General features: G+C 62.7%; 24 protein-coding genes and 1 tRNA gene. 13 read left to right on the forward strand and 12 right to left on the reverse strand.

From position 1 onward, the window contains the following. Window positions 1–53: 53 nt before the first annotated feature. The gene (gene hisG, locus HMPREF2678_RS05800; RefSeq protein WP_034974360.1) at window positions 54–899 is read right to left on the reverse strand and encodes an ATP phosphoribosyltransferase; all 846 of its coding nucleotides are present in this window, start codon (window positions 897–899) and stop codon (window positions 54–56) included. Window positions 900–921: 22 nt separating this feature from the next. Then, complete coding sequence (locus tag HMPREF2678_RS05805; protein WP_070551353.1) at window positions 922–1,920, reverse strand: phosphoribosyl-ATP diphosphatase; 999 nt, start codon at window positions 1,918–1,920, stop codon at window positions 922–924. 89 nt (window positions 1,921–2,009) lie between these two features. Here HMPREF2678_RS05805 and HMPREF2678_RS05810 point away from each other — a divergent pair, with 89 nt between their 5' ends. Next, on the forward strand, window positions 2,010–2,855 hold the full coding sequence (locus tag HMPREF2678_RS05810) for a thioesterase family protein (RefSeq protein WP_034976551.1): 846 nt from the start codon (window positions 2,010–2,012) through the stop codon (window positions 2,853–2,855). On the opposite strand, the gene HMPREF2678_RS05815 is transcribed toward HMPREF2678_RS05810, so the two are convergent. From HMPREF2678_RS05815 to HMPREF2678_RS05825, 3 genes are read right to left on the reverse strand one after another with little or no spacing between them, the layout of a single operon-like run. Then, window positions 2,852–3,328 carry a hypothetical protein gene (locus HMPREF2678_RS05815; protein WP_034976549.1) on the reverse strand — a complete coding sequence of 159 codons (477 nt, stop codon included), beginning with the start codon at window positions 3,326–3,328 and terminating at the stop codon, window positions 2,852–2,854. The genes HMPREF2678_RS05810 and HMPREF2678_RS05815 overlap by 4 nt on opposite strands. 24 nt (window positions 3,329–3,352) lie before the next feature. Next, window positions 3,353–4,600 (reverse strand): cysteine--1-D-myo-inosityl 2-amino-2-deoxy-alpha-D-glucopyranoside ligase, encoded by a 1,248-nt coding sequence (gene mshC, locus HMPREF2678_RS05820; protein WP_070551355.1) that lies wholly within the window; start codon window positions 4,598–4,600, stop codon window positions 3,353–3,355. Between the two features lie 11 nt (window positions 4,601–4,611). Next, entirely contained in the window at window positions 4,612–5,484 is an 873-nt protein-coding gene (locus HMPREF2678_RS05825; protein ID WP_070551357.1) for an undecaprenyl-diphosphate phosphatase, read from the reverse strand. A gap of 70 nt (window positions 5,485–5,554) precedes the next feature. On the opposite strand from HMPREF2678_RS05825, the gene HMPREF2678_RS05830 reads away from it, so the two are divergent. Together HMPREF2678_RS05830 and HMPREF2678_RS05835 are read left to right on the forward strand one after the other, a co-directional pair. Continuing rightward, window positions 5,555–6,676 (forward strand): hypothetical protein, encoded by a 1,122-nt coding sequence (locus tag HMPREF2678_RS05830; protein ID WP_237744629.1) that lies wholly within the window; start codon window positions 5,555–5,557, stop codon window positions 6,674–6,676. A gap of 49 nt (window positions 6,677–6,725) precedes the next feature. Next, window positions 6,726–7,829, forward strand: coding sequence for a quinone-dependent dihydroorotate dehydrogenase (locus HMPREF2678_RS05835; protein WP_070551359.1), 1,104 nt, complete (start codon window positions 6,726–6,728; stop codon window positions 7,827–7,829). On the opposite strand, the gene HMPREF2678_RS05840 is transcribed toward HMPREF2678_RS05835, so the two are convergent. After that, the gene (locus HMPREF2678_RS05840) at window positions 7,826–8,383 is read right to left on the reverse strand and encodes a YbhB/YbcL family Raf kinase inhibitor-like protein (protein ID WP_034974368.1); all 558 of its coding nucleotides are present in this window, start codon (window positions 8,381–8,383) and stop codon (window positions 7,826–7,828) included. The genes HMPREF2678_RS05835 and HMPREF2678_RS05840 overlap by 4 nt on opposite strands. 151 nt (window positions 8,384–8,534) lie before the next feature. Between HMPREF2678_RS05840 and HMPREF2678_RS05845 the strand changes: the two genes are divergently transcribed. The 3 genes from HMPREF2678_RS05845 to HMPREF2678_RS05855 all read left to right on the forward strand — a co-directional run bounded on the left by HMPREF2678_RS05845 (window position 8,535) and on the right by HMPREF2678_RS05855 (window position 9,955). Next, window positions 8,535–8,620: transfer RNA gene (locus HMPREF2678_RS05845), tRNA-Leu, on the forward strand. A 4-nt stretch (window positions 8,621–8,624) separates the two neighbouring features. Continuing rightward, window positions 8,625–9,329 carry a TVP38/TMEM64 family protein gene (locus tag HMPREF2678_RS05850; RefSeq protein ID WP_070551361.1) on the forward strand — a complete coding sequence of 235 codons (705 nt, stop codon included), beginning with the start codon at window positions 8,625–8,627 and terminating at the stop codon, window positions 9,327–9,329. Window positions 9,330–9,334: 5 nt separating this feature from the next. Beyond that, on the forward strand, window positions 9,335–9,955 hold the full coding sequence (locus HMPREF2678_RS05855) for a hypothetical protein (RefSeq protein WP_034967864.1): 621 nt from the start codon (window positions 9,335–9,337) through the stop codon (window positions 9,953–9,955). On the opposite strand, the gene HMPREF2678_RS05860 is transcribed toward HMPREF2678_RS05855, so the two are convergent. The 3 genes from HMPREF2678_RS05860 to HMPREF2678_RS05870 are packed head-to-tail and all read right to left on the reverse strand — an operon-like array spanning window position 9,952 to window position 12,407. Beyond that, window positions 9,952–11,094, reverse strand: coding sequence for an SPFH domain-containing protein (locus HMPREF2678_RS05860; RefSeq protein ID WP_034974369.1), 1,143 nt, complete (start codon window positions 11,092–11,094; stop codon window positions 9,952–9,954). The genes HMPREF2678_RS05855 and HMPREF2678_RS05860 overlap by 4 nt on opposite strands. Window positions 11,095–11,113: 19 nt before the next feature. Continuing rightward, the gene (locus tag HMPREF2678_RS05865) at window positions 11,114–11,554 is read right to left on the reverse strand and encodes an NfeD family protein (RefSeq protein WP_035008154.1); all 441 of its coding nucleotides are present in this window, start codon (window positions 11,552–11,554) and stop codon (window positions 11,114–11,116) included. A 22-nt stretch (window positions 11,555–11,576) separates the two neighbouring features. Next, on the reverse strand, window positions 11,577–12,407 hold the full coding sequence (locus tag HMPREF2678_RS05870; protein WP_035008157.1) for a DUF3097 domain-containing protein: 831 nt from the start codon (window positions 12,405–12,407) through the stop codon (window positions 11,577–11,579). Window positions 12,408–12,432: 25 nt separating this feature from the next. On the opposite strand from HMPREF2678_RS05870, the gene HMPREF2678_RS05875 reads away from it, so the two are divergent. After that, entirely contained in the window at window positions 12,433–13,209 is a 777-nt protein-coding gene (locus tag HMPREF2678_RS05875; protein WP_070551363.1) for a hypothetical protein, read from the forward strand. Between the two features lie 5 nt (window positions 13,210–13,214). Here the strand turns inward: HMPREF2678_RS05875 and HMPREF2678_RS05880 are convergent, their stop codons facing one another. Both HMPREF2678_RS05880 and HMPREF2678_RS05885 read right to left on the reverse strand, forming a co-directional pair. Further along, on the reverse strand, window positions 13,215–15,014 hold the full coding sequence (locus HMPREF2678_RS05880; protein ID WP_043015168.1) for a DIP1281 family NlpC/P60 protein: 1,800 nt from the start codon (window positions 15,012–15,014) through the stop codon (window positions 13,215–13,217). Between the two features lie 401 nt (window positions 15,015–15,415). Beyond that, complete coding sequence (locus tag HMPREF2678_RS05885) at window positions 15,416–15,943, reverse strand: Rv1476 family membrane protein (RefSeq protein WP_035008163.1); 528 nt, start codon at window positions 15,941–15,943, stop codon at window positions 15,416–15,418. A gap of 223 nt (window positions 15,944–16,166) precedes the next feature. Here HMPREF2678_RS05885 and HMPREF2678_RS05890 point away from each other — a divergent pair, with 223 nt between their 5' ends. From HMPREF2678_RS05890 to HMPREF2678_RS05910, 5 genes are all read left to right on the forward strand, one after another. Beyond that, entirely contained in the window at window positions 16,167–18,977 is a 2,811-nt protein-coding gene (locus tag HMPREF2678_RS05890; RefSeq protein WP_034967892.1) for an aconitate hydratase, read from the forward strand. Window positions 18,978–19,082: 105 nt separating this feature from the next. Next, window positions 19,083–19,652 carry a TetR/AcrR family transcriptional regulator gene (locus HMPREF2678_RS05895; protein ID WP_034974378.1) on the forward strand — a complete coding sequence of 190 codons (570 nt, stop codon included), beginning with the start codon at window positions 19,083–19,085 and terminating at the stop codon, window positions 19,650–19,652. Window positions 19,653–19,683: 31 nt separating this feature from the next. Further along, window positions 19,684–19,953, forward strand: a complete 270-nt coding sequence (locus HMPREF2678_RS05900) for an ACT domain-containing protein (RefSeq protein ID WP_034967899.1) — start codon at window positions 19,684–19,686, stop codon at window positions 19,951–19,953. A 19-nt stretch (window positions 19,954–19,972) separates the two neighbouring features. Next, window positions 19,973–21,346 (forward strand): PFL family protein, encoded by a 1,374-nt coding sequence (locus HMPREF2678_RS05905; protein ID WP_070551365.1) that lies wholly within the window; start codon window positions 19,973–19,975, stop codon window positions 21,344–21,346. A 1-nt stretch (window position 21,347) separates the two neighbouring features. Continuing rightward, on the forward strand, window positions 21,348–22,106 hold the full coding sequence (locus tag HMPREF2678_RS05910; RefSeq protein ID WP_034993978.1) for a hypothetical protein: 759 nt from the start codon (window positions 21,348–21,350) through the stop codon (window positions 22,104–22,106). On the opposite strand, the gene HMPREF2678_RS05915 is transcribed toward HMPREF2678_RS05910, so the two are convergent. Continuing rightward, on the reverse strand, window positions 22,083–22,562 hold the full coding sequence (locus HMPREF2678_RS05915; protein ID WP_034967912.1) for an Lrp/AsnC family transcriptional regulator: 480 nt from the start codon (window positions 22,560–22,562) through the stop codon (window positions 22,083–22,085). The genes HMPREF2678_RS05910 and HMPREF2678_RS05915 overlap by 24 nt on opposite strands. Before the next feature lie 236 nt (window positions 22,563–22,798). Here HMPREF2678_RS05915 and HMPREF2678_RS05920 point away from each other — a divergent pair, with 236 nt between their 5' ends. Continuing rightward, complete coding sequence (locus HMPREF2678_RS05920) at window positions 22,799–26,227, forward strand: DUF6537 domain-containing protein (RefSeq protein WP_070551367.1); 3,429 nt, start codon at window positions 22,799–22,801, stop codon at window positions 26,225–26,227. Window position 26,228 lies beyond the last annotated feature (1 nt).

The following is a 26,228-nucleotide window of genomic DNA, read 5'->3' on the forward strand; positions in this document are numbered from 1 at the left end:
ATCCTTGGGTATTTAGGGGTTGCAATGTATACCCCACCCTAACGAATTAGTGACTAGATGCGAGCAATGCGTATATCGGTAGCAAGAATCGCTTCTGCGCCGAGGGCGGACAGCTCGTCCATCAGCGAATTGGCCTGCGTCTTTGGCACCATGGCGCGAACCGCAACCCAGCTGTCATTGGCCAGCGGGGACACGGTGGGCGCGGAGAGCCCCGGCGTGATGGCCGTGACCTTGTCCAGGTTGGCACGCGCGATGTTGTAATCCAGCATCACGTAGTTGTGTGCGTGCAGGATGCCCTGGATGCGGTTAATCAGCACGCGCTGCTCCGCCGTGACCTCCGCATCCTTGCGGCCGACGATGACGGCCTCGGAGACACACAGGGGTTCGCCGAAGGGCTTCAGGCCCTGCTGTCGCAGAGTACGGCCGGTGGAGACGACGTCGGCGATGACATCGGCCACACCCAGGCGGATGGAAATCTCCACCGCGCCGTCTAGGCGGATCACCTGAGCCTCCAGGCCACGGGCGGCAAGATCCTTGCGAACCAGATTCGGGTAGCTGGTGGCGATGCGCTTGCCGTCCAGCTGCTCCACCGTCCACTCCTCGTCCTGCGGGGCGGCGTAGCGGAACGTGGAAGCACCAAAGCCCAGCGGCAGCAACTCGTCGACCTCTTCGCGGGTATCCGCCGCCAGGTCGCGCCCGGTGATGCCGATATCCAGGTGGCCGGAGGCAATGTAGATCGCGATGTCCTTGGGGCGCAGGAAGTAGAACTCCACCCCGTTATCCTCGTCGGCAATCGTCAGGGATTTCGAGTCACCACGGGTGGCGTAGCCGGCCTCCTTGAGGATCGACGTGGCCTTCTCAGACAGGGAGCCCTTGTTGGGCACTGCGACGCGCAGCATGATTTACGATTGCCTTTCTTATTTAGAGGAACTTGTAAACGTCTTCGGGGGTGAGGCCACGGCCGACCATGACGACCTGCAGCCAGTACAGAAGCTGGGAGATTTCCTCGGCGAGCTCCTCGTCGGATTCGTACTCCGCGGCCAGCCACACCTCGCCGGCCTCTTCGACAATCTTCTTGCCCTGGAAATGCACGCCCGCATCCAAGGCCTTAACCGTGCCGGAACCTTCCGGGCGCTCCTTGGCGCGGGAGGACAGCTCGGCGAAGAGAGATTCGAAGGTCTTAAGTTCTTGTTCGTTCACGTCTTCCATTGTGGCAGATCGCACACTGGCCGGTGCTGTGTGCCCCAAGTCTGCGTGGATCTGGCGCAGATCCTCCAGTGCGAAGCCACCCAGATCCTGGGCTCCCCCGCGCAGCTCGGCCAGGGTCTGCACCCCGGTGGGGATCGCGGTGTGCGGGTCGGTGGGCGCGCCCAGCACGCGGCAGCCCGCGTCGCGGGCAGCCGTCATACCGGTCGTGGAATCCTCCACCACCAGACAGTCGACGGGTGCGAAGCCGAAGCGGGCTGCCGCAGTGGCGTAGATATCCGGGGCGGGCTTGCCATTGGGAACCTCATCGCCACACAACGTGAAGTCGAAGAACTCCCGGCCGATGGAATCCAAGGACAGCTCCGTCAGTGCGCGGTTGGTGTTGGTAACCAGCGCCATGGGGAACCCAGCGGCCTTGGCCTCGTGCAGGATCTCCCTGATCCCGGGGCGGAATTCCAACTCCCGTGCAAGGAGCTCCCCTACGCGCGTGTACATGAAGTCGAGCCATGCAGCCTTGGCGGCGTCATCAAGATCCAAACCCGCATGCGCCGCGCAGATCTCGACGGTCGTGGGGGTCGTGGCGCCGACGGTCTTTTCGCGGACCTCCGGGGTCAGCGGGCGCCCCATCTTTTCGCCCATTTCGAAGGTTGCGATCCCCCACAGTGGTTCGGTATCGACCAGGGTGCCGTCCATGTCCCAAAGTATTGCTTTCATGATGTCGTTCAGTTTAGGACAAACGTGCGACCAGCCCCCGGGCGTATGTGGTAGTAAGTGATGTAGCCCACATTTTGGAAAGGAAAGCAATGAACGAGCAATCGGCGTACTTTATCCCCGGCAAGGTCACGGAAGAAGGCGGCCACATCTACCGCAACTACCACCCGACCCAGCACACCGAAAGCCCTTGGGGGCCGGGATTCCAGCACGGTTCGCCGCCCGCCGCGCTGATTGCGACGGTGCTGGAGGACGGCGCCCGGGACGCGGGCATGTCGCTGGAAGAGGGTCGTTTCAGCCGCATGACCGTCGAGATTCTGGGGGCGGTGCCTCTCAGCGAGCTGCGCACCCACGCGCGGGTGGTGCGCCCCGGCAAGCGCATCAGCTTCCTGGAGGCCGTCGTCACCGACGAATCCGGCCGCGAGTTCGTCCGCGGTTCCGGCTGGTGGATCCGCCGCGGAGATACTCAGGATATCGAGCGCACCGTCGGCGAGCCCATGCCAGGGCCGGTCGGTGCGGAGGACGGCACGGACTTCTTGGAACGCTGGGCCAGCGGCTATATCGACTCTATTGACGCCCGTAAGGCTCACCTGGAACAGCACCAGCTGGAGGTCGCGGAGAAGCGCAACCCGGCGATCTACTGGTCGCGCACCGACCTCCCCGCAGTCGAGGGGAAGGAAGATTCCAACTGGGTGCGCCTGATGAAGACCGTGGACATCGCCAACGGCCTGAACAACCTGCTGGACACGGACAAGTGGACGTACATGAACGTAGATACCACGGTCTACCTGCACCACGAGATGCGAGGCGAGTGGCTGGGACTATCCGCCGAGGCGAACTACGGCACCGACGGCATCGGCACGACGGTCACCCGGATTTACGACGAACAGGGCCTCATCGGCACCTGCAACCAGGGAATTATGCTGGCGCCGCGCTAGGCTTCGCAGACGGCCTCGGCCTGGCTGGTCACGAACATATCGTCGGCGTCCAGGTCCACGGCCAGCTTTTCTACCAGCGCCAGCAGATCCTTGATTTCCTCGTCTTCCAGCAGCGCGTCCTCGTGACGGGCGGACAGCTCCTTGAGCTTCGTGACGTGCTGGATGACGACGGCGGTGACGGCGAGGGTGGTGGCGTTGGGCTGCTCGTCCGCGCTCTCGTCGCTGTTCTGCAGGTTGAGCGTAGCGGCGATCTTCTTTAGCTCCGCCTCGTCGCCGGCTGCTACGGTCTGGGCGGCCTGCAGCATACCGTCGACGATCTGCTGTGCTTCGTCTACTGCGGACTCCGGGTAGGGGGCCTCCCAGAACTCTCGATCCTCGTCGCGCAGGTAGCTGCCTGTCGCCATCTGGCGTAGGTTGTCGAGGAACTCGTCGCGGGCATCAGCGGTGGCTGTACTTAGCTGTGTGGTGCTCATAGAACACAGTCTGCCCTGTGGAAGCTAGAGGCGCACGCCCAACAGCGCATCGATTGCGGTTTTTATTTCGGACGCCGCAGCCTCCTCCCCCGCAGCCCCAGGTTCGGTGGCCGCAGCCCAGTGGTCGATTGCCTTCAAGGCGCTGGGTGTGTCGAGGTCACAGGCCAGGTGGCCGCGGACCGTGGTGATGAGCTCCCGGGCCTGTTCGACGGTGGTGCCACCGGCAGCCAGGGCGTCCCGCCAGTTGGCTAGGCGCTGCTCGGCCGCGGCCAGCACCTCATCGGCCCAGTCGCGGTCCTGGCGGTAGTGGCCTGCGTACACGCCCAATCGGATGGCGGACGGCTCATGGCCGGCGGCCGTGAGTTTGGAGACGAACACCAGGTTGCCCAGGGACTTGCTCATCTTCGTGCCATCCAGGCCAATCATGCCGGTGTGCACATAGTGTTGCGCCATGCGATCCACCCCGTGGGCGGCCTCGGCGTGGGTGGCGGAGAATTCGTGGTGTGGGAAGCGCAGGTCGCTGCCGCCACCCTGGATTGCGAAGGGCGCGCCCAGGCGGTTGACGGCAATGGCCGAGCACTCGATATGCCAGCCGGGACGGCCGGGGCCGAACGGGGATTCCCACTTCGGCTCGCCGTCGCGGTGGGCCCGCCACAGCAGTGCGTCCAGGGTGTGGCGCTTGTCGGGGCGCTCGGGGTCTCCGCCACGTTCGGCGAAGAACTTGGCCATTTCCTGCTCGGTATAGCGGGACTCGTAGCCGAATTGGGGCAGGAAGGTGTGGTCGGCGTAGATATCCGGGTATTCGTCGCCTTCCAGTTGGTAGGCGGCGCCGACGTCCAGCAGTGTGCTCACCATCTCGATGACCTCTTCGATGGACTCCATTGCCCCGACGTACTCGCGCGGCGGGATCACCGCCAGGTCCTCCATGTCGGAGCGGAAAAGGTCGATCTGGCTACTGCCCAGATCCTGCCAGTCCACCCCGTCGCGCTGGGCGCGTTCGAACAGCGGGTCGTCGACGTCCGTGATGTTCTGCACATAGTGCACGCCCACACCTGCCGAACGCAGGTAGCGGTGGATCAGGTCGAACGTCAGGTAGGTAGCGGCGTGGCCCAGGTGCGTCGAATCGTAGGGGGTGATGCCGCAGACGTACATCCCCACTTCGTCTCCCGCAAGGTCGACGGGCTTCAGCGCGTCATCGGCGGTGTCGTACAGGCGAAGCTGCGGAGCTTCACCCGGCAGCTGAGGGACTTCCGGTTCGGGCCAAGAGTGCATGGGTTCAGATTCTAAGCCTGCAGTACTCCGAATGCGAGTAGGCCCATGACCGCCAGGCCTAGCGGGATGCGCCACAGCGCGAACCAGGCGAAGGAGTGGTTGGCCACGAACTTTAGCAACCAGGCAATCGACGCATAGCCCACGGCAAAGGCAATTGCCGTACCCACGAACAACTGGGCGCCCGAGGCGGCCTGACCGGCTTCGGGGCTAAAGGCGTCCGGAAGAGAGAAAAGCCCCGAGGCCAGCACCGCAGGGATGGCGAGCAGGAACGAGTAACGGGTGGCGACCTCGCGATCTAGGTTGAGGAACAGACCGGCCGAGACCGTGCCTCCGGAGCGGGAGACTCCCGGGATCAGCGCCAGGCACTGAGCAAAGCCCATGATCACCGAATCGCGCATGGTCAGCTGGTCGAAGCTGCGCTCGCGGCGGCCCATGCGCTCAGCGAGGATGAAGACGAAGGAGAACAGCACCAGCATGGTGGCGGTGATCCAGAGGTTGCGCAGGTTATCGCGGATTAGGTCCTTACCCAGGTAGCCCAGGACGGCGACGGGCACCGTGCCGACGATAACCATCCAACCCATGCGGTAATCGAAGCGATCCCGGTGCACGCGGCGGCCGTGCTTACCAGTCAGGTCGGTGAGGCCTTCCCACACGCCACGGCACCAAGCGCTGGCAATGTTCCAGATGTCCTTAGCGAAGAACACCAGCACCGCCAGCTCCGTGCCCAGCTGGATAACGGCCGTGAACGATGCACCGGCATCCTCGCCCCACAACAGGGTGGAGAAGATGCGCAGGTGGCCGGACGAAGATACGGGGAGGAACTCCGTCAAGCCCTGGATTAGGGACAGGATAATCGTCTGCGCCCAAGTCATGTCTGTAGTCATGGGCACAAAGCCTAGTCCTTCCGCCCCGCCTTGCGGGTGTGACATGGCCGGGCTGGTAGCGTTAGGGCTTGTGAACGTGCACGTCAATCGCTTTAGTCGTACTCTTTCCTGCATCGTCGCGGCTGGCCTGGCCGTAGGGGCTTTGTCCGCCTGTGGATCCGATGATTCCCCCAACGACGGGCCCGTGGCCGGCGATCCGGCTCAGCCCAAGGATTCCCCCACCTCGTCGCAGGGGCCGGGCGAACAGCTCGACCTGGGCAAGCCCGCGTTGGGAGCCGCGCGCGTGGGGCTGTCCGCCGACGAGAACGCGCCGGGCGCCAATCTGGTTGCGGTGCTTACCCAGGGCAAGGTGCACTTTATTGACGCCACTAATCCCAAAGACAAGCCACGCCAGGTAGACATCGACGATTCCTGCGACAGCATTACCACCACAGCTCAGGGTGTGGCGGTGGCCTGCCAGGACAAGGCTATTGAGCTGGGGACGGACGGCAAGGAAACTCGTCGCCTGGACGTCGAGGGCAAGGTGACCACCGTGACCTTCTTGGATAATGGCAAGGCCGTGCTGGGCAAGGCGGGTGAGGATAAAGCCCGCTTCTACGACAAGGATGGCAAGGAGACTGGCAGCGAGATCGTGAGCCGCAGCCTGGACCAGGCCGTGCTAGTCAAGCCCCGGGATCGCGATCAGCGTGCAGCGTTGATCGACCGGGGACAGACCAGCATCAGCGACGTCAACGTCAACGATGGTTCGCTGAACGCCGCGTTGCGTATTGGCCAGGGTGTGGGGCAGGTTGCCTCTGGCCGTGGGGACGACGGCGTGGTCGTAGCCAGCGACGCCCGCCAGGGGCAGATGTTGATCTACACCATGAACGACGTGGTGCGCCTGCACCAGGCAGCGCCGACCGAGGATTCGCCCTGGGGCGTGACGTGGGATGCGAAGCGGAAGCTGGCGTGGGTGGCCTCGACCGCCGCGAACAGCCTGGAGGCCTACCGCATCGACTCGGGCGCGCCGGTAAAGGCTGCGCACACGGAGGTGCCCGGCAAGCTGCGCTGGGTGTGCGACGCAGCCAATGGTGCCCTAGTGCTGGTGACGGAGGATGGAAAGGTCAACGTCTACAGCGCCGACAGCGTGGACAAGGACATCGCATCGATGAAGGACAAGCCCGCGGAAGACTACCCCGTGAAGCGGGACTAACGACTAACACAGCCGACTAACACAGCGGGATCGAAATAAGGGAGCAAGAATGTTGAAAAAGATTCGCCACGGCGCGTACCAGGTAGCGCTAAAGGGAATGTTTACCCTGCGCCCGGAGCATATCCACGGGCTGATGTCCCAGGGGCTGCAGCAGGTGGCGGGCTCGCGCGCGGCGCTGTCTGCACTGGATGGCGCGCTGGTCGTACACGACGAGGTGCTGAGCCAGCAGATCGCAGGGCTGACCTTCCCCCGCCCGCTGGGGCTCGCCGCGGGCTTCGACAAGGATGCCAAGGAGGTGGACGCCTGGGGTCCCATCGGCTTCGGTTTCGCCGAGATCGGCACGGTGACTGCACTGGCGCAGCCGGGTAACCCCACACCGCGACTGTTCCGCCTTCCGCAGGACAAGGCGATCCTCAACCGCATGGGATTCAACAATGAGGGCTCGCGCGCGGCGGCCATGCGACTGCGCAAGCGCAATACCGACATCCCGGTGGGCGCGAACCTGGGCAAGTCCAAGATCGTCGCGGCGGATATTGCCGATAGGGACTACCGAGAGTCCACCAAAGCCATCGGCGACGTTGCCGACTACCTGGTGATCAACGTCTCCTCCCCCAACACGCCCGGGCTACGCGACCTGCAAGCGGTGGAATCGCTGCGGCCGATCATCCGCGCGGTGCAGGAGGAAAGCTCCAAGCCACTGTTCGTGAAGATCGCGCCGGACCTCAGCGACGAAGACATCGACAAGGTCTGCGACCTGGCCATCGACATGGGGGTGACCGGCCTGATCGCGACGAACACCACCATCAGCCGGGAGGGGCTGAATACCCCAGCACATGAGGTGACTGCCATGGGCGCCGGTGGAATCTCTGGTGCGCCTGTCGCCGCCCGGGCGTTGGAGGTGCTGCGTCGCCTGGCTGCCCGCGCCGACGGCAAGCTGGTTTTGATCGGAGTGGGCGGAATCGACTCCCCACGCGCGGCATGGGAGCGGATTTGCGCCGGGGCCAGCCTGATCCAGGGCTACACCCCCTTCATCTACGGCGGCCCGGACTGGATCCGAGAGATCCACCAAGGGCTGGCCGCGCAGGTGAAAGCCCACGGCCTGCAGAATATTTCGCAGGCCGTGGGCAGCGGGTTGCCGTGGATTGAGAGCTAGTTCTCCGCCCAACCCCAGATGATGCCACGGGCGGTGGCCTTGAAATTCAGGTTAAAGCCCAGGACGGTGGGGGTCTGGCGGTCGCCGATCTCCAGCTCCTCGCCCACCGCGTGCACCGCGAACAGGTAGCGGTGTGGGCCGTGGCCGGCCGGCGGGTTCGCGCCGTAGTAGCCCCAGGAGCGGCTATCTCCACGCAGCGCCACCGCACCCTCGGGCAGGCCGCTGAGATCTTCGTTGCCCGCGCCGAGTGGCAGGGAGGTTACATCGGCGGGAATGTTAAAGACTGCCCAGTGCCAGTAGCCGCTGGCCGTAGGGGCGTCCGGATCAAAACAGGTAACCGCGTACGTCTTGGTGCCCTCCGGACCCGGAGACCAGCTCAGCTGAGGCGATACATCGTTGCCGCCCAGCTGATCCTCTGGCAGGCGATCGCCGTCGGCGAAAGTTTCGCTGGTGACCTCTAGCGGAGGCAGATCCGTCAGTGGCGCGTAGGGGTCGGGCCCGGGGAAGCGATCGTCGATGTAAGTGGGCTGGTGTTGTGCATTGTTTTCGGACATAGCACCACGCTAGTCAAAGTGTTTCCCCACCGCACTAAAGTGCTTATGCTGGCACAACTACCTGGGTGTGACCTGGGTATTTGTGTAAATCCCCGCCTTGGCATTAAAGTGGCCTCAGTTGCCACCACGCATGTGGTGCGCGCCTTACCTTGTCCGGGTGGCGGAATGGCAGACGCGCTAGCTTGAGGTGCTAGTGTCCTATTAACGGACGTGGGGGTTCAAGTCCCCCTCCGGACACAACATGAAGATCCCACGCTTTGTTGCCCGTGCATTCAGCACGTGGTGGGGGTTGAAGCTGAGGTATCGATTCCTCAGCGTTGCAGTTCCGATCCTGCTGGTCGCTTTCGTTTGTTTTGTGCCCAAGCCAGCGGTGAGTGACATCCGATCCTGGGTAGACTCCACCGGCGCATGGGCCCCACTGACTTACCTCGCGCTTATGATCGGGTTTACGCAGCTACCCCTGCCCCGAACCATCTGGACCATTGCGGCGGGAGTGATGTTCGGCCCGCTGCTGGGATCTGCCCTTGCGTTGATAGGCGTGGGCGCTTCGGGGGCGCTGTCCCTGGTGCTGGTGCGTGCCGTGGGTGGCTCGTGGGTGGAAAAGAAGACACGCAACGATAAGCGCATTCAGCTGCTGCAGGAAAGAATCTCGGAGCGCGGGTGGATCGCCGTGCTGGGGCTGCGTATGGTCCCCGCGATCCCCTTCTCCCTGTTGAACTACGCCTGCGGGCTCAGCCACATCCCTTTCGTACCCTATGTCGCGGCTACCGTGCTTGGCTCCGCGCCGAACACAATAGCGACCGCCATGGCTTCCGACGCGCTGGCCACGGGAGGCCAGCCGTGGGTCTTGCTCTTCAGCGTTGTGGTGGTGTGCATCGGCTTCGCACTGGCGGCCAATGAGATCCGACTCTGGCGTCAGCTCAGCAAAGTCAATGAAGTAAGTTAATACCTATGTTTGCCGTGTATGCCGCATATAGGGGCCGTTCTCAGCGTCGTGGAGAGTACGTGCGCGACGTTGCCGCGGCACTCGAGCAATCGTCGATGGTCGACTCTGTGGAGATGAAGGGCATCGAGGAATTCGTGTGTATCGCTCCCGGCCCCGACGAGGCCGGCGGACTGGTGTTGTCGCTGCTGCAAGCGGGTGACTTCGCGCTCGGCATTGGCACGGTGGTTGCGGATCTTGAGGGGGACGCCCCGTCTTCCACGGAAGAAGCTATCGGCGCGGCCACGCGCGCGGTCGCCCGGTCGCAGCGTGCGGGGGCGGTGTCGGTGCGAATCGAGAAGCCCGGACCAGGCGGCGTTATTGCGCCGGGACTGGCGGCGGAGGTAGCTCAAGACATTGCGGCGGCTTTCACACTGCTGGCGCATGTGCTGGCGCGCCGTACGAAGGAAGGGCGGGAGGCCACTGCCCTACTGCGCGCGGGTCACTTGCAGGCCGAGGCCGCGGAGATCGTGGGAATCAGCAAGCAGGCGATGAGCCAGCGCCTGGCAGCAGCTGGCTGGCACGCGGAGCAGGCCGGGTGGACCCTGGCCGTGCATATGTTGGCCAGGGCGGATCAGCTGCGGGATTAACCCTGGTTATACGGGTTGTTCTCATTGACCGGCTGTTCCGGCGTTTCGTCCACCGGCTTGTTGGCCACGGCGTTGGCGGCGGCGACGGCCTCGGCAATCTCCGGAGAGGACGCGGTGCTGAACCAGTCGGCGGAACTGGATTCGTTGGCCTGTTCGCGGGTGGCCTCGTCCACCGGCTTCGGCTCGTAGCGGAACACGCCTTCCTCGTCCTTCTTGGCCAGGGCCTTGGCGAACTGCTCTAGCGAGTCGCCGAACTGCATCGGGATCATCCAGGTCTTGTTTGCAGAGCCCTTGGCCATTTCCGGCAGCTTCTCCAGATACTGGTAGGCCAGTACCTCCGGGGTGACCTGTGCAGACTTGATGGCTGCGTTGACCTTCTGGATGGCCTTCGCCTCACCCTGCGCTTCGATGTACTTGGCGGCACGGTTACCTTCGGCGCGCAGAATTGCGGCCTGACGCTCGGCTTCTGCGGCCAGGATGTGTGCGTGCTTCTCACCTTCTGCCGAGAGGATGCGGGCCTGCTTTTCACCCTCGGCGGTCTTGATATCGGACTCGCGGCGGCCTTCTGCCGTGAGGATCATCGCGCGCTTTTCACGGTCGGCCTTCATCTGCATCTCCATCGACTGCTGGATGGATGCCGGCGGATCGATGGCCTTCAGTTCCACGCGGGAAATACGCAGACCCCACTTGGTGGTGGCAGCGTCCAGCTCGCCACGGAGGCGACGGTTAATGATTTCCCGGGAAGTCAGGGTTTCTTCCAGCGTCATACCACCGACAACGTCGCGTAGCGTGGCGACAGAGATCTGCTCCACACCCACGATGTAGTTGTTCACTCCGTAGATCGCGCGTGCAGGGTCGTTGATCTGGAAGGTCACCACCGTGTCGATGGCGACCGTCAAGTTGTCCTGGGTAATAACGGCCTGAGGTGGGAAGCTCACGACCTGCTCACGGGTATCGACTTTGTCGCGGATACGGTCGACGAAGGGAACTAGCAGCGTCAAACCACCAGAAACAGTGCGGGTATAGGTACCCAAGCGTTCGATGACCGCAGCTTCACCCTGCGGGATCAGGGCAACCATCTTGATGATTATCGTTGCGATGATGACCAGAAGGATCACCAGGAATATTGTGAAGTTCATTCTCTAAGAGTCCTTACTACTATTTGTTTTTCCACACGACCGCCGTCGTGCCGTCGATGCTTAGCACCTGTACCGACTCCCCCGCGGAGTACTTGTCCCCGGGGTTGGCGGAACGGGCGGACCACAGCTCGCCGGCGACTCGCACCATGCCACCGCTTTGAGCTTGGTCGGAGACGGGTTCGATAACCTCTGCGCGCTTGCCTGTCAGCTCGGAATCGTCGAACTTTCGTTCTTGGCTGTTCTTAAGCAGCCGTCTGCGCAGCATGGGGCGGATGGCCAAGATCAGTGCGACGGAAGCTACACCAAACACCAGGATCTCGGCCCACACGGGAATATCCATCACCGATACGCCGGCGGTAATAGCCGCCGCGGTGCCCAGCATCAACAAGGACATGTCGGCTACCAGAAGCTCGCCGAGGAATAATAATCCGGCTGCGATTAACCAAATGATCGGACCCATGTATAAGAGCCTAATTGTTAGTTCAGTACTCCGCCGGAACAGTCACGAAATCGATGAGCCTTTCTACTGCGCCGATCAGCGTGGAATCTAGGTCGCGGAAAGTCCTGGCCGCCCGGGCGACGCGGCGCCATCCGTCTTGCGGGGTGCCCCAGCCGAGCTCCTGACACACGCCCGTCTTCCAATCGATGCCGCGGGGAATCTTCGGCCATGCGGGGATGCCCACGCTGCTGGGCTTCACAGCCTCCCAAATATCGATGTATGGGTGCCCGGTGACCATCACGTGCGGCCCAAGGGATTCGGTCAGGCGCGCTTCCTTCGTCCCCTCCACGAGGTGATCGGCGAGTACGCCGACGCGACGGGTTGCGGAAGGCTGAAACTCGGCCAGGCGCTCCGGCAGATTGTCGAGACCTTCTAGGTACTCGACCACCACACCTTCCACCCGCAAGTCATGCCCCCAGACTTGTTCGACGATCGCAGCGTCGTGGATGCCTTCCACCCAGATGCGCGAGGGGGCGGCAACCTTCGCCTGCACTCCTTCCACGCGACGCGAGCCGGAGTTCGACGTGCGCTGCTTCGGCGGAAGCATCCTGGGATCTACGTAGCGAGTCAAGGTAATAGGCTTGCCTTCAAGTAGGAAGGCGCCTTCGCGGAGCTTGAAAAGCCGGGTCTTTCCGTAGCGGTCCTCCAACCGGATGAAATCGCCGTCGGCCGTCTTCTCCCCACCCACGACCGCGCCGACGAAGTCATCGGCGATGACCTCGACCACCATTCCCAGCTCCGGCGTGACGCGCGGGAAGCTGGGCTTGTGGTTGCGGGAGTGGCCCTTCATGATGTCACCGTAATTGAAGCTCATGGCCAACCAGCTTAGGCTAGGAAAAATGACTGATCCGGTACCGACGTGGCTTGGGGCGCAACTATGGTCGCCCGTGCAAAACACTTCCTTATGGTTGGCCTGGTGGCTGCACGGCCTCATCGGCGCCGACGAAGTGATCGATGCCTTCCACGCCACGCAGGGTAGACACCATCGCCTGGAGCCCGACGGTGGTGGCCTGGTGGAACTTCTTGGCCAGGTGCGGGCCGTGACCGATGAGGCAGCCATCGGGGTGAATGAGCGCCCCCTGATCCAACTGATGCTGTCTGGCCCCGGCGACGCGCCACTGCTGCCGGTGGGGACCGAGGGGGCGTCACTCATCGTGGCAGATCGCGATCCTTTGGTGAGTCACGTGCTTAGCCCCAAGTTTATCGACGCCCACCTGGTCAGCTGGTCCTGGGATCAGATAGAAGGAGCGACTCCGCCCCTGCCGGTGTACTCTCCCGGCGAGGCGGATCAGCTGCTGCGGGAGGCGGCCGACCGGGCGACGGCCATGGTGAAATCCGCGGGCCATGTTCCCCGTGGTGCGGCGGCGTTCCAGCGGGCAGAACTGGCCGTGGGGGCGCTCGATGACGCGTTCGGACTGCCCGGGATGCCACCCGGGGTGCCCAGCCGCGCGGCGAAGCTGATGGCCAGGGCGGATCAGGTGGCGGCGATTGTGGAGGTCACCCGGCGCTCCGAGGTCGGAGCGAGCCTTGACCCCCATCTCATGCCAATGCTCCGGGCAGTGCGTACTGCCCGGATGGTGGCTGTGGATTATGCGCAGCGGGAGTTGCTGCGCTAGGGGGATCACTCGATCATTCGGACAGCCATAGGCTGCATGCCGCCCCAGCGAACGTCGGAGATCTTCACGACATCGCCGGACTGCGGGGCCTCGATCATCTTGCCGTCGCCCAGGTACAGGGCAACGTGACCCGGCCAGAACAGCATGTCACCGCGCTTGGCCTCCGAGGACGGAACCTGCTTGCCGGCGGTGTACTGGTAACCGCTGTAGTGATCCAGCTTGAAGCCGACACCGTAGAAGGCGTACATCATCAGACCAGAGCAGTCGAAGCCGACCTTGTTGTAGTCGCCGTGTGCGTCGGCCACGCCGCCGTCGCGGATGCCCTTCGTTGGGCCGTAGAAGTTGCCGCCACCCCAGGCGTAGGGCAGGCCGAGCTGGCTCTCTGCGCGCTTGATCACGCGCTCGATTTTTTCTTCCGCCGTGCCGGAGGTGTCCGGTGCGTTCGGATCGAGGGCCTGAGTGAGGACATCAGCCGGGTTGGCAGGAGTTTCTGCCTCCGGAGTTTCGGGAGCTTCGGCTGCGGGGGTCTCCGGTGCCTCGGCTTCTGGGGCTGCGGGAGCTTCCGGTGCCGTAATTGGGTTATCCACGTTGGTAACCCGCCCCATTGCGCGGTCGTATTCCTTGCCTGCGGTTTCCCGACCTGCGCGAGCGGCAGCATCCAGTGCACCCTCCGGGTTGCCGGACAGTGCGGTGTTGAAGCCAGCCATCGCGGCGGACTGAGCAGCCTTCGCTAGGCCGTCGATCGCAGACTGGCGCTGGTTGTCTCCGCCGACGTTCTGGTCGTAGGAGCTGCGCAGCTCCGCCGGCAGTTCGGGCAGGGCTGCGGGGTTGCCCAGGGAACCCTGCGGTGCCGGAGAATCGTTGGTCGGCTCGGTGGACTCGTTGGTTTCAGTAGCCTTCGGAGCCTCGGTAGTGGTCTCCGACGTGGTCTCCGGAGCCTTGTCCGCCGGGGTCGTTTCTTCGGTCGGCGTGGCGTCAGTGTTGTCTACAGTGGTGTTGTCTACAGAGGCGCCAGCCTTCTCAGCTGCCTTTTCAGCGACCTTGCGCTTATCCCAGCTGGAAGCCTCCGGGTTCTTCTTGGTGAAGGCCTCAACTGCAGCGCGGGCGTCGCGCAGCGCCTTCTCTGTCTTCTTCTTCTCGTCGAGCAGTCGCTTGTACTCAGCCTGCTTGTCGGAGAGCTTCTGTTGGGAATCCCGCAGAGTATCGCGAGCGGTGTTGTACTTCTTCACCGCATCGCCGACAGCGGAGTTCGCCTTGTCGCGTGAATCGCGCAGCGAGGACTCCTCGTTGGCATTCTGGGTGCGTGCCAAATCCAGGCGGTCTACTTCGCCCTGCTGCTTTTTGGCCGCAGCCTGAATGTAGGAGGAACGATCGAGCGTGTCGCCCACAGCATCCGAGCCGCTGGCCGCAAGGTTGATCGGCGATGCATCCCCGCCCTGTGCGTAAGCGGATCGTGCAATGTCGTTCAGCTTGGCTTGCGCCTTGGATACCGCGGAATCGGAGCTCTTGAGACGGCCACGAGCATCAACGACCTTGTTCTGCGCCTTTTGCGCCTGGTCCTGGCTCTTCGTCAGATCAACGCGAGCCTTGTTCGCATCCTCACGCAGGGATCCCATGAGGGTCTCCATGTTGGAAACCTGGGTCTTTGCACGAGAAACCTGGCCGACAAGATCGGCCAGGAAGCTTTCTACACTGCGCTTGTCGTCGTCGGCGTGAGCCGCGAGGGTCGTGGACTGCAGCGTCACACCGGCGGTTACTGCAACGGCCAACACCGTGCGCTTACGGCTTGTAGGTCGTGGTGTCACGATCGATTCTCCTGAATGTTTACAACTGGCTTTGAAGCGAGTGAAACCCTCGGTCCTGCTGGCCGCACTTCCCCATGCGATCAGTACAGGTCCCGTCGAGTGTTCTCTCAAGATTCACTTCGAGATCAACTCGTTTCAAAAGTTGACATACGGAACCCTAGGCCACTTCAGTCAAGGCCGTAAACTTTTTCACCACGAATCTCACGAATCGCAATAGTCACATAAGTAACGGCAAATGCCTTGACCTGCAAAGAGTAAGTGAAAAGAACTTAATGTGATTTATGTCACATTTGTTAACGTGACGGCGTGTCTCGTTGCACCTAACGTGAGGTGCACTCAAATCTTTAAACTTGACATAAAGAAAGGTCAAGCACTCAGGCTTGACCTTTTTAAAACGTTATCTAAGCACGCTTGTTTCGCAGGTTAAATAACGAAGTGATTAAGGCTGCAACGAGCAGCGCCAGAAGCACTCCAATGTTGGCCAGCCCCGTGGGCGCCTCGTAGCTCGTTGCTTGCTGAAGGAACTCTTGCGTTGCGCCAGGATTACTGTTTGCGCCGTAAAGAATCTTTGCGTTGGATTCAATCGCAAAGCGTGGCAGATTCTCCGACACAGCCGTTGCTTGATTCGGGGACTTCAGGATGACCGTGTCCGCATTCGTCTGATCGAGGATCTTCTGCGCAATGTCGCGCAGGCTGTTGTGCATCGGGCCATCGTTGTTGATGTAGCCGATCTTTAAGTTGCCTATTTTGGACGCCGACTCTCCCCTGGTCGCCGCCTCCACGATTTCTTTCAGTTCTTGGGATAGCCCGGCGGTTCCGGATTCAACCTCGGTGGGGAAACCTTCGGCCACATAGACTGGGGCGTCATTAAAAGTAGCAATGAGCTGCGCGGTGACGTCCGAGGCGTGGGGCGAAGGCGAATCTGTCATGGGGATGTTTTAGCACCGAAAGAGGGGTGGGGGTGCTGGCGACACGCTTAAAAGCCCAGGATTCGCAGCAGAACGAACGTACTGTTAAAATTTGGCGTGACGTCGCGGGAAGAATGCTGCCACAATGGTAAGCAGAGCCTCCGGCGCACATAAACGCTGTGTGTCGTGGCGACCACATCGACGACGAAACAACGACTAAGAGAAGAGATTAAAGGAGCTCACTGTGGCTGAAAGCATCAACTCCTTCAATTCCAAGAGCAAGCTGGAGGTCGGCGAGAAGTCCTACGACTACTTCGCGCTGAACGCTGTGCCGGGAATGGAGAAGCTTCCCTACTCCCTGAAGGTTCTCGGCGAGAACCTGCTGCGCAACGAGGATGGTAAGAACATCACTCGCGAGCACATCGAGGCCATCGCCAACTGGGATCCTTCCGCAGAGCCCAACTTCGAGATCCAGTTCACCCCGGCCCGCGTCATCATGCAGGACTTCACCGGCGTGGCCTGCATTGTTGACCTGGCTACCATCCGCGACGCGGTTGTGGCACTGGGCGGCGACGCAGACGACGTGAACCCGCTGAACCCGGCCGAGATGGTTATCGACCACTCCGTCATCATCGAGGCATTCGGCAACGCCGATGCTCTGGAGAAGAACGTTGAGATCGAGTACCAGCGCAACGACGAGCGCTACAAGTTCCTGCGTTGGGGCACCGGCGCGTTCGAGAACTTCCGCGTTGTTCCTCCGGGAACCGGCATCGTCCACCAGGTGAACATCGAGTACCTGGCACGCTCCGTCTTCGACAACAACGGCCTGGCATACCCGGATACCTGTGTTGGTACCGACTCTCACACCACCATGGAAAACGGCCTGGGCATCCTGGGCTGGGGTGTCGGCGGCATTGAGGCTGAGGCTGCAATGCTCGGCCAGCCGATCTCCATGCTGATCCCGCGCGTTGTCGGCTTCAAGCTGACCGGCGAGATCCAGCCGGGCGTGACCTCCACCGACGTCGTTCTGACCATCACCGACATGCTGCGCCAGCACGGCGTGGTCGGCAAGTTCGTAGAGTTCTACGGCAAGGGTGTTGCAGAGCTGCCTCTGGCAAACCGCGCCACCATCGGCAACATGTCCCCGGAGTTCGGCTCCACCGCGGCTATGTTCCCGATCGACGAAGAGACCGTGAAGTACCTGGAACTGACCGGCCGCGACCAGGAGACCCTGGACCGCGTCGAGGCTTACGCCAAGGCTCAGGGCATGTGGCTGGATCCGGAGAACGAGGCAGAGTACTCCGAGTACCTGGAGCTGGACCTGTCCACCGTCGTTCCTTCCATCGCTGGCCCGAAGCGCCCGCAGGATCGCATCGAACTGACCGACGCCAAGGCACAGTTCCGCAAGGATCTGCACAACTACATCGACGCCGACGCATCCGCTGCTACCCCGGAATTCGACGCAGAGGGCCCGGCTACCGAGAACACCTCTTCCCAGCCTGCCGACGCACCGGCATCCGCTGCAGACGCTAAGGGCAACGTCCTGTCCGCAGCTGCTGGTGCAGAAGGTCGCCCGTCCAACCCTGTCACCGTCAACTACAACGGCGAGGACATCGAGCTGGACCACGGCATGGTCGCCATCGCGTCCATCACCTCCTGCACCAACACCTCCAACCCGTCCGTCATGGTCGGCGCTGGCCTGCTGGCACGCAACGCTGCTGCCAAGGGCCTGAAGTCCGCTCCGTGGGTTAAGACCTCCATGGCGCCGGGCTCCCAGGTTGTTAACGGCTACTACGAAAAGGCGGGCCTGTGGAAGGACCTGGAGGCCATGGGCTTCTACCTGGTCGGCTACGGCTGCACCACCTGTATCGGTAACTCCGGTCCGCTGCCGGAGGAGATCTCCGCAGGCATCAACGAGGGTGACCTGGCTGCCACCGCTGTGCTGTCCGGTAACCGTAACTTCGAGGGTCGCATCAACCCGGACGTCAAGATGAACTACTTGGCTTCCCCGATCCTGGTTATCGCCTACGCCATCGCCGGCACCATGGACTTCGACTTCGAGACCCAGCCGCTGGGCCAGGACCAGGACGGCAACGACGTCTTCCTGAAGGACATCTGGCCGTCCACCCAGGACATCGAGGACGTTATCGCTTCCTCCATCACCAAGGACCTGTACACCGAGGACTACGCCAATGTCTTCGAGGGTGACGAGCGCTGGCGCTCCCTGGAGGCACCGTCCGGCAAGACCTTCGCTTGGGACCCGAGCTCTACCTACATCCGCAAGGCTCCGTACTTCGACGGCATGAGCAAGGAGCCGGAGGCTGTCAACGACGTCAAGGGCGCACGCGTCCTGGCTCTGTTGGGCGACTCCGTGACCACCGACCACATCTCCCCCGCATCCACCATTAAGCCGGGCACCCCGGCCGCTCAGTACCTGGATGCCAACGGTGTGGAGCGCAAGGACTACAACTCCCTGGGCGCACGTCGTGGTAACCACGAGGTAATGGTTCGCGGTACCTTCGCGAACATCCGCCTGCAGAACCAGCTGCTGGACGGCGTTTCCGGTGGCTACACCCGCGACTTCACCCAGGAGGGTGGCCCGCAGTCCTTCATCTACGACGCTGCGATGAACTACCAGAAGGAGAACACTCCGCTGGTCGTTCTGGGTGGTAAGGAGTACGGCACCGGTTCCTCCCGCGACTGGGCTGCCAAGGGCACTCTGCTGCTGGGCGTGAAGGCCGTTATCGCCGAGTCCTTCGAGCGCATCCACCGCTCCAACCTGATCGGTATGGGCGTTGTGCCGCTGCAGTTCCCGGAGGGTGAGTCCTGGAAGTCCCTGGGCATCGAGGGCACCGAGACCTTCGACATCGAGGGCATCGAGGAGCTCAACAACGGCTCCACCCCGAAGACCGTTAAGGTGACTGCTACCAAGGAGAACGGTGAAAAGATTGAGTTCGACGCCGTGACCCGCATCGATACCCCCGGTGAGGCAGACTACTACCGCAACGGCGGCATCCTGCAGTTCGTTCTGCGCAACATGATGTCCGGCAAATAAGGATTAACTCCTTACACATAGAGCGGTGATCGGCGCACTCTTCGACCAGAAGAGAGCGCGGGTCACCGCTTTTTCGCCCCTACAGCACTAGAGGTTTAGAAAAGAATGCCCAAAGTAAGCGAGACAGACCTGGCAGAACGCAAGGTTGAGATCCTCACCGGAGCCCGCCACTGCTTTGCCACCTTTGGCTACGACGGAGCCACCGTCGCGCGCCTGGAAGAAACGATCGGAAAGTCCCGAGGTGCGATCTTCCACCACTACCGGAACAAGGACCAACTGTTTCTAGCGGTGGCGCACGAAGACATGCGCAAGATGGCGGAACTGGCTGCCGACGAAGGGCTTATCGGCGCAATTCGAACCCTAGTCCAGTCAGATGACTTGACTGATTGGTGGGGAATGCGGGTCGAGATCACCCGTCGAGTGAATATGGACCCCTGCTTTGCCGCCAAGTGGGAGCTAGATCAGTTGGCGCTGCGGGACACGGTGCGCACCCGCCTGCAGGAGCAGCGCGCCAGCGGTCGAATACGGGCGGACGTCGACGTGGAAACGATCGCCCAGACCCTGGAACTGGTTTTGGAAGGCGTGCTCGGTCGGTTGGCGCAACAACAGGGAACGCTGGGGCTGTCCGACGCACTGGATTTCGTAGAGAACTCCTTGCGTTCCCCCGGGCACTAGGGTGTCTGGCCCGGTGAGTAGCATATAGTTCATGATCGCAATCATGACTGTGACCGGGCTGGATCACACCGGAATTATCGCCGCCGTGTCCACTGCCCTGGCTGAATTGGACGTCAATATCCTCAACGTCTCCCAGACCATCATGGACGACTACTTCACCATGATCCTGCACGTGCGCATCGACGATGCGAAGTTCGGCATCGCCGACGTGCAGGATCGCATGGCGGAGGTCGAGAAGCAGGAAAAGCTAGTTATCCGCGTGCAGTCGGAGGCCATCTTCTCCGCCATGCACGATGTATAAGGGGCCGGGGGTATAAGGCATGAATCCACGGCGTGGCGTCACTAATCAGAGCAACGACATCCTCGAGACCATCGAGATGATCGAGAAATACCGCCTCGACATCCGAACGGTGACAATGGGCATCAATCTGATGCCGTGTATACGGGAAACGATGGAAGCCACCGCGGAGGCGGTGTACGAGCGAGTGGTCGACTACTCGCGCAACCTCGTGCCGGTGTGTCAAGGGATCGAAAGGGAGCTGGGGATCCCGATCGTCAACAAGCGTATTTCGGTGACCCCGGTGGGAATCCTCGCCTCCGCGGTGGAGGGAAACCCGGTGCGGATCGCTGAAGCGCTGAACCGCGCGGCGAGCGAAGTGGGGGTTAACTTCATCGGCGGCTATTCGGCGCTGGTGGATAAGGGAGCCACTCGCGGCGAGCTGGATCTGATCCGTTCCCTTCCCGAGGCGCTGAACGAGACCGATGTGGTGTGCGCGTCGGTGAATGTCGGCAGTTCGAAGGCAGGCATCAACATGAATGCCGTGCGGGAGATGGGGCAGGTCATCAAGGACTGTTCCACCTATGGCCCGGGCGGCACTCTGGCCTGCGCGAAGCTCGTTGTTTTCGCCAACTCTGTCTCCGACAACCCGTTTATGGCGGGCGCCTACCACGGCGTGGAAGAACAGGACTGCGTGATCAACGTTGGCGTGTCCGGTCCGGGTGTGGTCGACCGAGCGGTCGCCGAGATGGAAGGGGCGACGCTGAACGAGGTCTCCGAGGAGATCAAACGCGCGGCGTTCAAGATCACCCGCACCGGCCAGCTGGTCGGCGTGATGGCCGCGCAACGACTGGGCGTGCCCTTCGGGATCGTGGACTTGTCGCTGGCGCCGACCGCGGAGCTGGGCGATTCCGTGGCACACATCCTGGAGCACATGGGTCTGGCGCAGGTGGGCACCCACGGCACCACCGCCGCCCTGGCGCTGCTCAACGACGCGGTAAAGAAGGGCGGGATGATGGCGTGCTCGCGCGTCGGTGGCCTGTCTGGTTCCTTCATCCCAGTCTCGGAGGACAAGGGGATGATCGACGCGGTGCGTTCTGGCGCGATCAGTATCGACAAGCTGGAGGCCATGACGGCTATCTGTTCCGTCGGCCTGGATATGATCGCCATCCCGGGCGACTCCCCGGCAGAGTCCATTGCTGGCATGATCGCCGACGAGGCCGCCATTGGTGTGATGAACCATAAGACCACCGCCGTGCGCGTGATCCCGGCCGCCGGTACCAAGGTCGGCGACAATGTAGACTTCGGTGGGCTGCTCGGCTACGCGCCGGTCATCGGCGTGAACTCGGCCAGCAGCGCGGAGTTTATTAACCGCGGTGGCTTCATCCCCGCACCCCTACACGGCTACAGGAATTAGCGTGGCAGATATCTTCAGGTACGGTCGCTCCTCCGTGATCATCGACGACCCGGCCGACGGGTTGGCCTATGGCGAGGAAGTGGGCACGTTCGACGAACGCTGTTCGCTGCCTGCCGGATCCGCTGCCATCAATGCCGCCCTGTCCAGCAATGGGCGCATGCCGGTGGCGGGCAACTCCGCCGGTTTCAGCGCGGTACAGATTGTTGTGCTTGTCGTCGGTGTGGCGCTGGCCGCATTCGGCGGTTTTCTGGCCACCCGCGGCAGCACGCAACCGCTGGTTATTGGTGCGGTGTTGGGAGCGATCGGCCTGTTGATGGTGGGGATTGCACTGTACAGTGCAACGAAGCGCCGCGGGAGGCTGCGCATTTTGGGCAAGGCCTGGGCGAATGGCTGGCTGCGTTTTGCTCCGGTCCGCGTGGGCGGGGTGTGGATCTCGCGTGTGTCCACCCATAACGACAACGGGGATGCTACGAACACTGACCACCGCTACTACTACAAAGCGATGGCACAGGCTCACCCCACAGACGGTAGCGAGCCATTTACCTTCCGCACCGGCGAGTTCAACGCGCCGGCCGATTGGGAGGGCCGCCCCTACGACCTGAAAGTGGCTGACCGACCCATGGATGTCCTGGAACCGGAGTACACCAACGGTTGGACCATCTGCCGCTACATCGCGGGGCAGCCGGAAACCGCGACGATTGCCACCGATCTTTCCGCCAAGCAGGTCAAGGCCGCGCTAGAGGCCGCCCAGGTCCGCTAGGGCATCCAGCAGCTGATCGTGCCGCGGCGGGATGCGGGAACGCAGGATGATTTCCGTCCTGGTCCGCTGCACCCCGTCGACCTCCTGCAGCTGCAGCGTGATCTGTTCCAGGTGTTCGTGGTCGCGCGCCACCACTCGGCACGACAGATCGTAAGGGCCAGCGATCGAGTGTGCCTCGGTGATCCAGGGGATCTTCAAGAATTCCTGCGTCGCGCGGGTGAGCGTTCGCTGATCTAGCGTGACATGCACGAAGGCGCCTAAAGGGAAGCCCAGGGCGGCCGGATCGAAGTGGGGTGCAAAGCTGCCGATCACTCCCCTTTCCACCAGCTTTTCTATGCGGCTACTGACCGTCGCGCGGGCCACCCCGAGTGCGCGCGCGTACTCTCGCATCCCGGCCTTGGGACTTTCGCTGAGGAGCCTGCATAACTCGATGTCTGTTCTGTCGAGGTCCTTCATCGTTCTTCCCTTCTTAGTGACGCCACAGGCCTATTGCTAAAAAGACACATACTTTCGCAGCCAAATCTATTGCCGCATGGGTAAGACATTAAGCCATTGGCCTAATTTCCTGGCTGTAATTCTAAAAAAGCTTTGCTTTGTGAAATATTTTCCCGAGGTTGCTTTCAGTGCCTGTTGTCTCAACCTATTGTGATTCAAACCACACATTGACGGAATAGACGAAAGGATGAGCAGCGATGACCTCCACCTTCATCCCCACTACGACTCCCACCGAACAGGGCCTCCCCGACTACACCCAGTCGCGCTACCGGGAGAAGTCCGGGAACGTTCACCTGACAGGCATCCAAGCGCTGGTTCGCGTGGTACTGGATCGCGCGGAAGCGGATCGGGCGATGGGCCTGAAAACCTCCAGCTTCGTGTCCGGGTACGAGGGCTCTCCCCTGGGTGGATACGACCTAGAACTGGGACGCCGGGGATCGCTGCTGGAGGAATTTGATGTCCAGCACTTCCCTGCCGTCAATGAAGAGTTAGGCGTCACTGCCGTCGCAGGTTCGCAGATGACTGACCGAGCGACGGCAAAAGAAGGAGTCGACGGCGTGGTCGGCTACTGGTACGGCAAGGCACCGGGTCTGGATCGCGCAGCGGATGCGTTTCGCCACGCCAACATGACCGGCACCAGCGGAACGGGAGGCGCGGTGGCCTTCGTGGGCGACGATCCGACGGCGAAGTCCTCCACTATTCCCTCGGCATCGGGGCGCATTCTGGCTGACCTCGGGCTACCCACGCTGGTTCCGGTGGATGCGGGAGATATCCTGCGCCTTGGCGCGCACGCCGCATGGATGTCGCGTTACAGCGGGCTGTGGACCGCGCTGCGGATTACCACGCCCGTCGCCGACGGCTCGGCCAGCGTTGACCTGGAGGCCATCCGGGAGGCAACGACCCCGCGCGGTGTGGAGCGCGGCGGGAAGCACGTGCCCGAGGCGCGCCTGCTGGGCAAGCGACTACTGGACTTGGATGACACACGCGTCGGCGAGCGCCTGGAGCGCGCCCTGGAGTACTCCCGCGAACACCAGCTCAACCGCTGGTGGCACGCCCAAGAAGGCGACCGGGTGGGCGTGATCTGCGCCGGCAATACGTCCCTGGAAGTAGCGGAGGTCGTGGGCGACGCGCAGGTGCGAATTTTGCAGCTGGCGATGACCTACCCACTGGATCCGCAGGAGCTCGAGAGCTTCTGCGCTGGCCTCGATGTGCTGGTCGTGGCCGAGGAACTGGGTACCCACCTCGTGGAATCCGTGCGAGCATGCCTGTACGACCTGCCGGTTCGCCCGTGCATCGAGCACGTCAATGATCCCCTCAAGCAGCTGCCGCGGCTGCTGCGCGCCGAGGGAATCGAGGTTGCAGGGCTGGAAACCGGCCCGACGCGCATCTCCCTTCCCCTGGCCGTGCCGAACCGCGTTCCCCACTTCTGCTCCGGCTGCCCGCACAACCTATCGACCCGTGCGGACGAGGACACGCTGGTCGGGGCGGGAATCGGCTGCCACGCCATGGTGATGATGATGGACGACAAGCGCGTGGGCAAGGTGATGGGCACCGCGCAGATGGGCGGCGAAGGTGCCCACTGGATCGGCATGCACCGCTTTGTCACTGAAGAGCACTTCGTGCAGAACATGGGCGACGGAACATTCCTGCATTCGGGATCCTTGGCTCTGCGGGCGATGGTGGCGTCCAAAGTAAATGCGACCCTGAAGCTACTGCACAACGGCACGGTGGCGATGACCGGTGGCCAGGATCCTGTCGGGCAGCCGAGCCTGGCGGGACTGGTCGACATGGTGCGGGCCGAGAACCCAGCCAGGATCGTCGTGACCAGCGACGATGTGCGCCGTACCCGCAAGGCGCTGGCAAAGTCAGGCGTGCAGGTGCGCCCGCGCGAGGAGTTGGCGCAGGTGCAAAAGGAACTGGAAGGCATGGAGGGAATCTCCGTGCTGATTCACGACCAGGAGTGCGCCGCCGAGAAGCGCCGCGCGCGCAACCGCAAGAAGCGCGCCCGTCCGGCCGAGAAGATCGTCATTAACGAGCGCATCTGCGAGGGGTGCGGCGACTGCGGCGAAAAGTCCGGCTGCCTGTCGCTGCAGCCCGTAGACACCCAGTTCGGCCGCAAAACGCGCGTCGACCAGACAAGCTGCAACGTCGACCGTTCGTGCCTGTCCGGTGACTGCCCGGCGTTCACGACCGTTGTTGCGACCGACGAGGTACGCCGTTTGCCGGATATTGACGCCGACATGCTTGACCCCGCCCCCGCCTGCGACCTCGACGGCGCGCGCCCGTGGAACATACGCATCTCGGGTGTCGGCGGCACGGGCGTGATGACTGCCTCAGCGGTGATCGCCACCGCCGCGCACCTGGACGGACTTGCGGTGCGCGGCACGGACATGACGGGACTGGCGCAGAAGGGTGGGTCTGTGGTCTCCGACCTGCGGATTTCTAAGAAGATTGGCCAGCACACGGGAACCGTTCCACAGGGCGGCGCAGATTTGTTGATCGCGCTGGACGGCGTGACCGGCGCGGAGGATCCCAGCACCTCGGTGCTGAACGCACAGCGCACGACTGCGGTGCTTTCGAACTCCGCGACTCCCACCGGGCAGATGTGCACGGACGTCACCGCGACCCGCCCGGACGGCGTGCAGATCGCAGGTGCGCTGGGGCAGGCTGCGCGCCGCGCGATTATCACGGATGCCATCCGCGTATCCAGCAAGCTCTTCGGCGAATCGACCTTCCAGATCCTGCTGCTGGTGGGTGCGGCGGTGCAGGCCGGTGCCCTGCCAGTCACCCCGGAATCCATTGAAAAGGCGCTGCGGATCAATGGCAAGAAGGCGGGGGCGAACATCCAGGCCTTCCGTCGTGGCCGTCAGCTGGTCAGCCGACCGGAGGCAATCATCGAGCTGCTGGGTGTGGAGCCCGACTATGCCCAGTACATGGAGGTTGAGCCACAGTCCCACACCCGGGCGCGCATCGAAAAGGTGCTGGAGCCGAGCCTGGTGGACGAGGTTGCGGTGTTCTTTGACGAGATGGGGCGCTGGGGCTCCGACCAGGATGCCGAGAGCTATCTGACCGACGTGCGCGCGGTGTACGCCCACGAGCGCCGGGTGAACCCTGATGGGCCGGCTGAGCTCACCCGGAGCTTCGCCACCGGGCTGCACAAGCTGTCGGCCTACAAGGACGAGTACGAGGTCGCCCGCCTGGCCCTCGACCCCGGCTTCGCCGAGGCACAGGGAGATGCGCAGGTTACCGTGCAGTTCCAGCCGCCGCTGCTGCGGGCTCTGGGGCTGAACCGGAAGATCGGGCTGGGTCCCCGGATGCGCCCGGTACTGGGCGCGCTGGCGAAGGCCAAGCGCCTGCGCGGTACGCGCCTGGACGTGTTCGGCTACGCGGAGGTGCGCAAGCTGGAGCGCGAGTTGGTGCGCACCTACCGCGCAGAGATTCTGCGCCAAGCCCGGCAACTGCGCACGCCCGAGCAGGTGGCACAGTTGGCTGAGCTGGCGGGCGCCGCGGACGGGGTGCGGGGATTCGAGCAGAAGAAGATCGACAGCGCGAAGGAAGTGTTGGGAAAGTTGGCACGCGGGGGCGTCAAAAAAATAGGAAATAGACCAAGCGGTCTGTTACAGTAAC

Source organism: Corynebacterium sp. HMSC058E07 (assembly GCF_001809885.1).
Classification (GTDB): Bacteria; Actinomycetota; Actinomycetes; order Mycobacteriales; family Mycobacteriaceae; genus Corynebacterium; species Corynebacterium macclintockiae.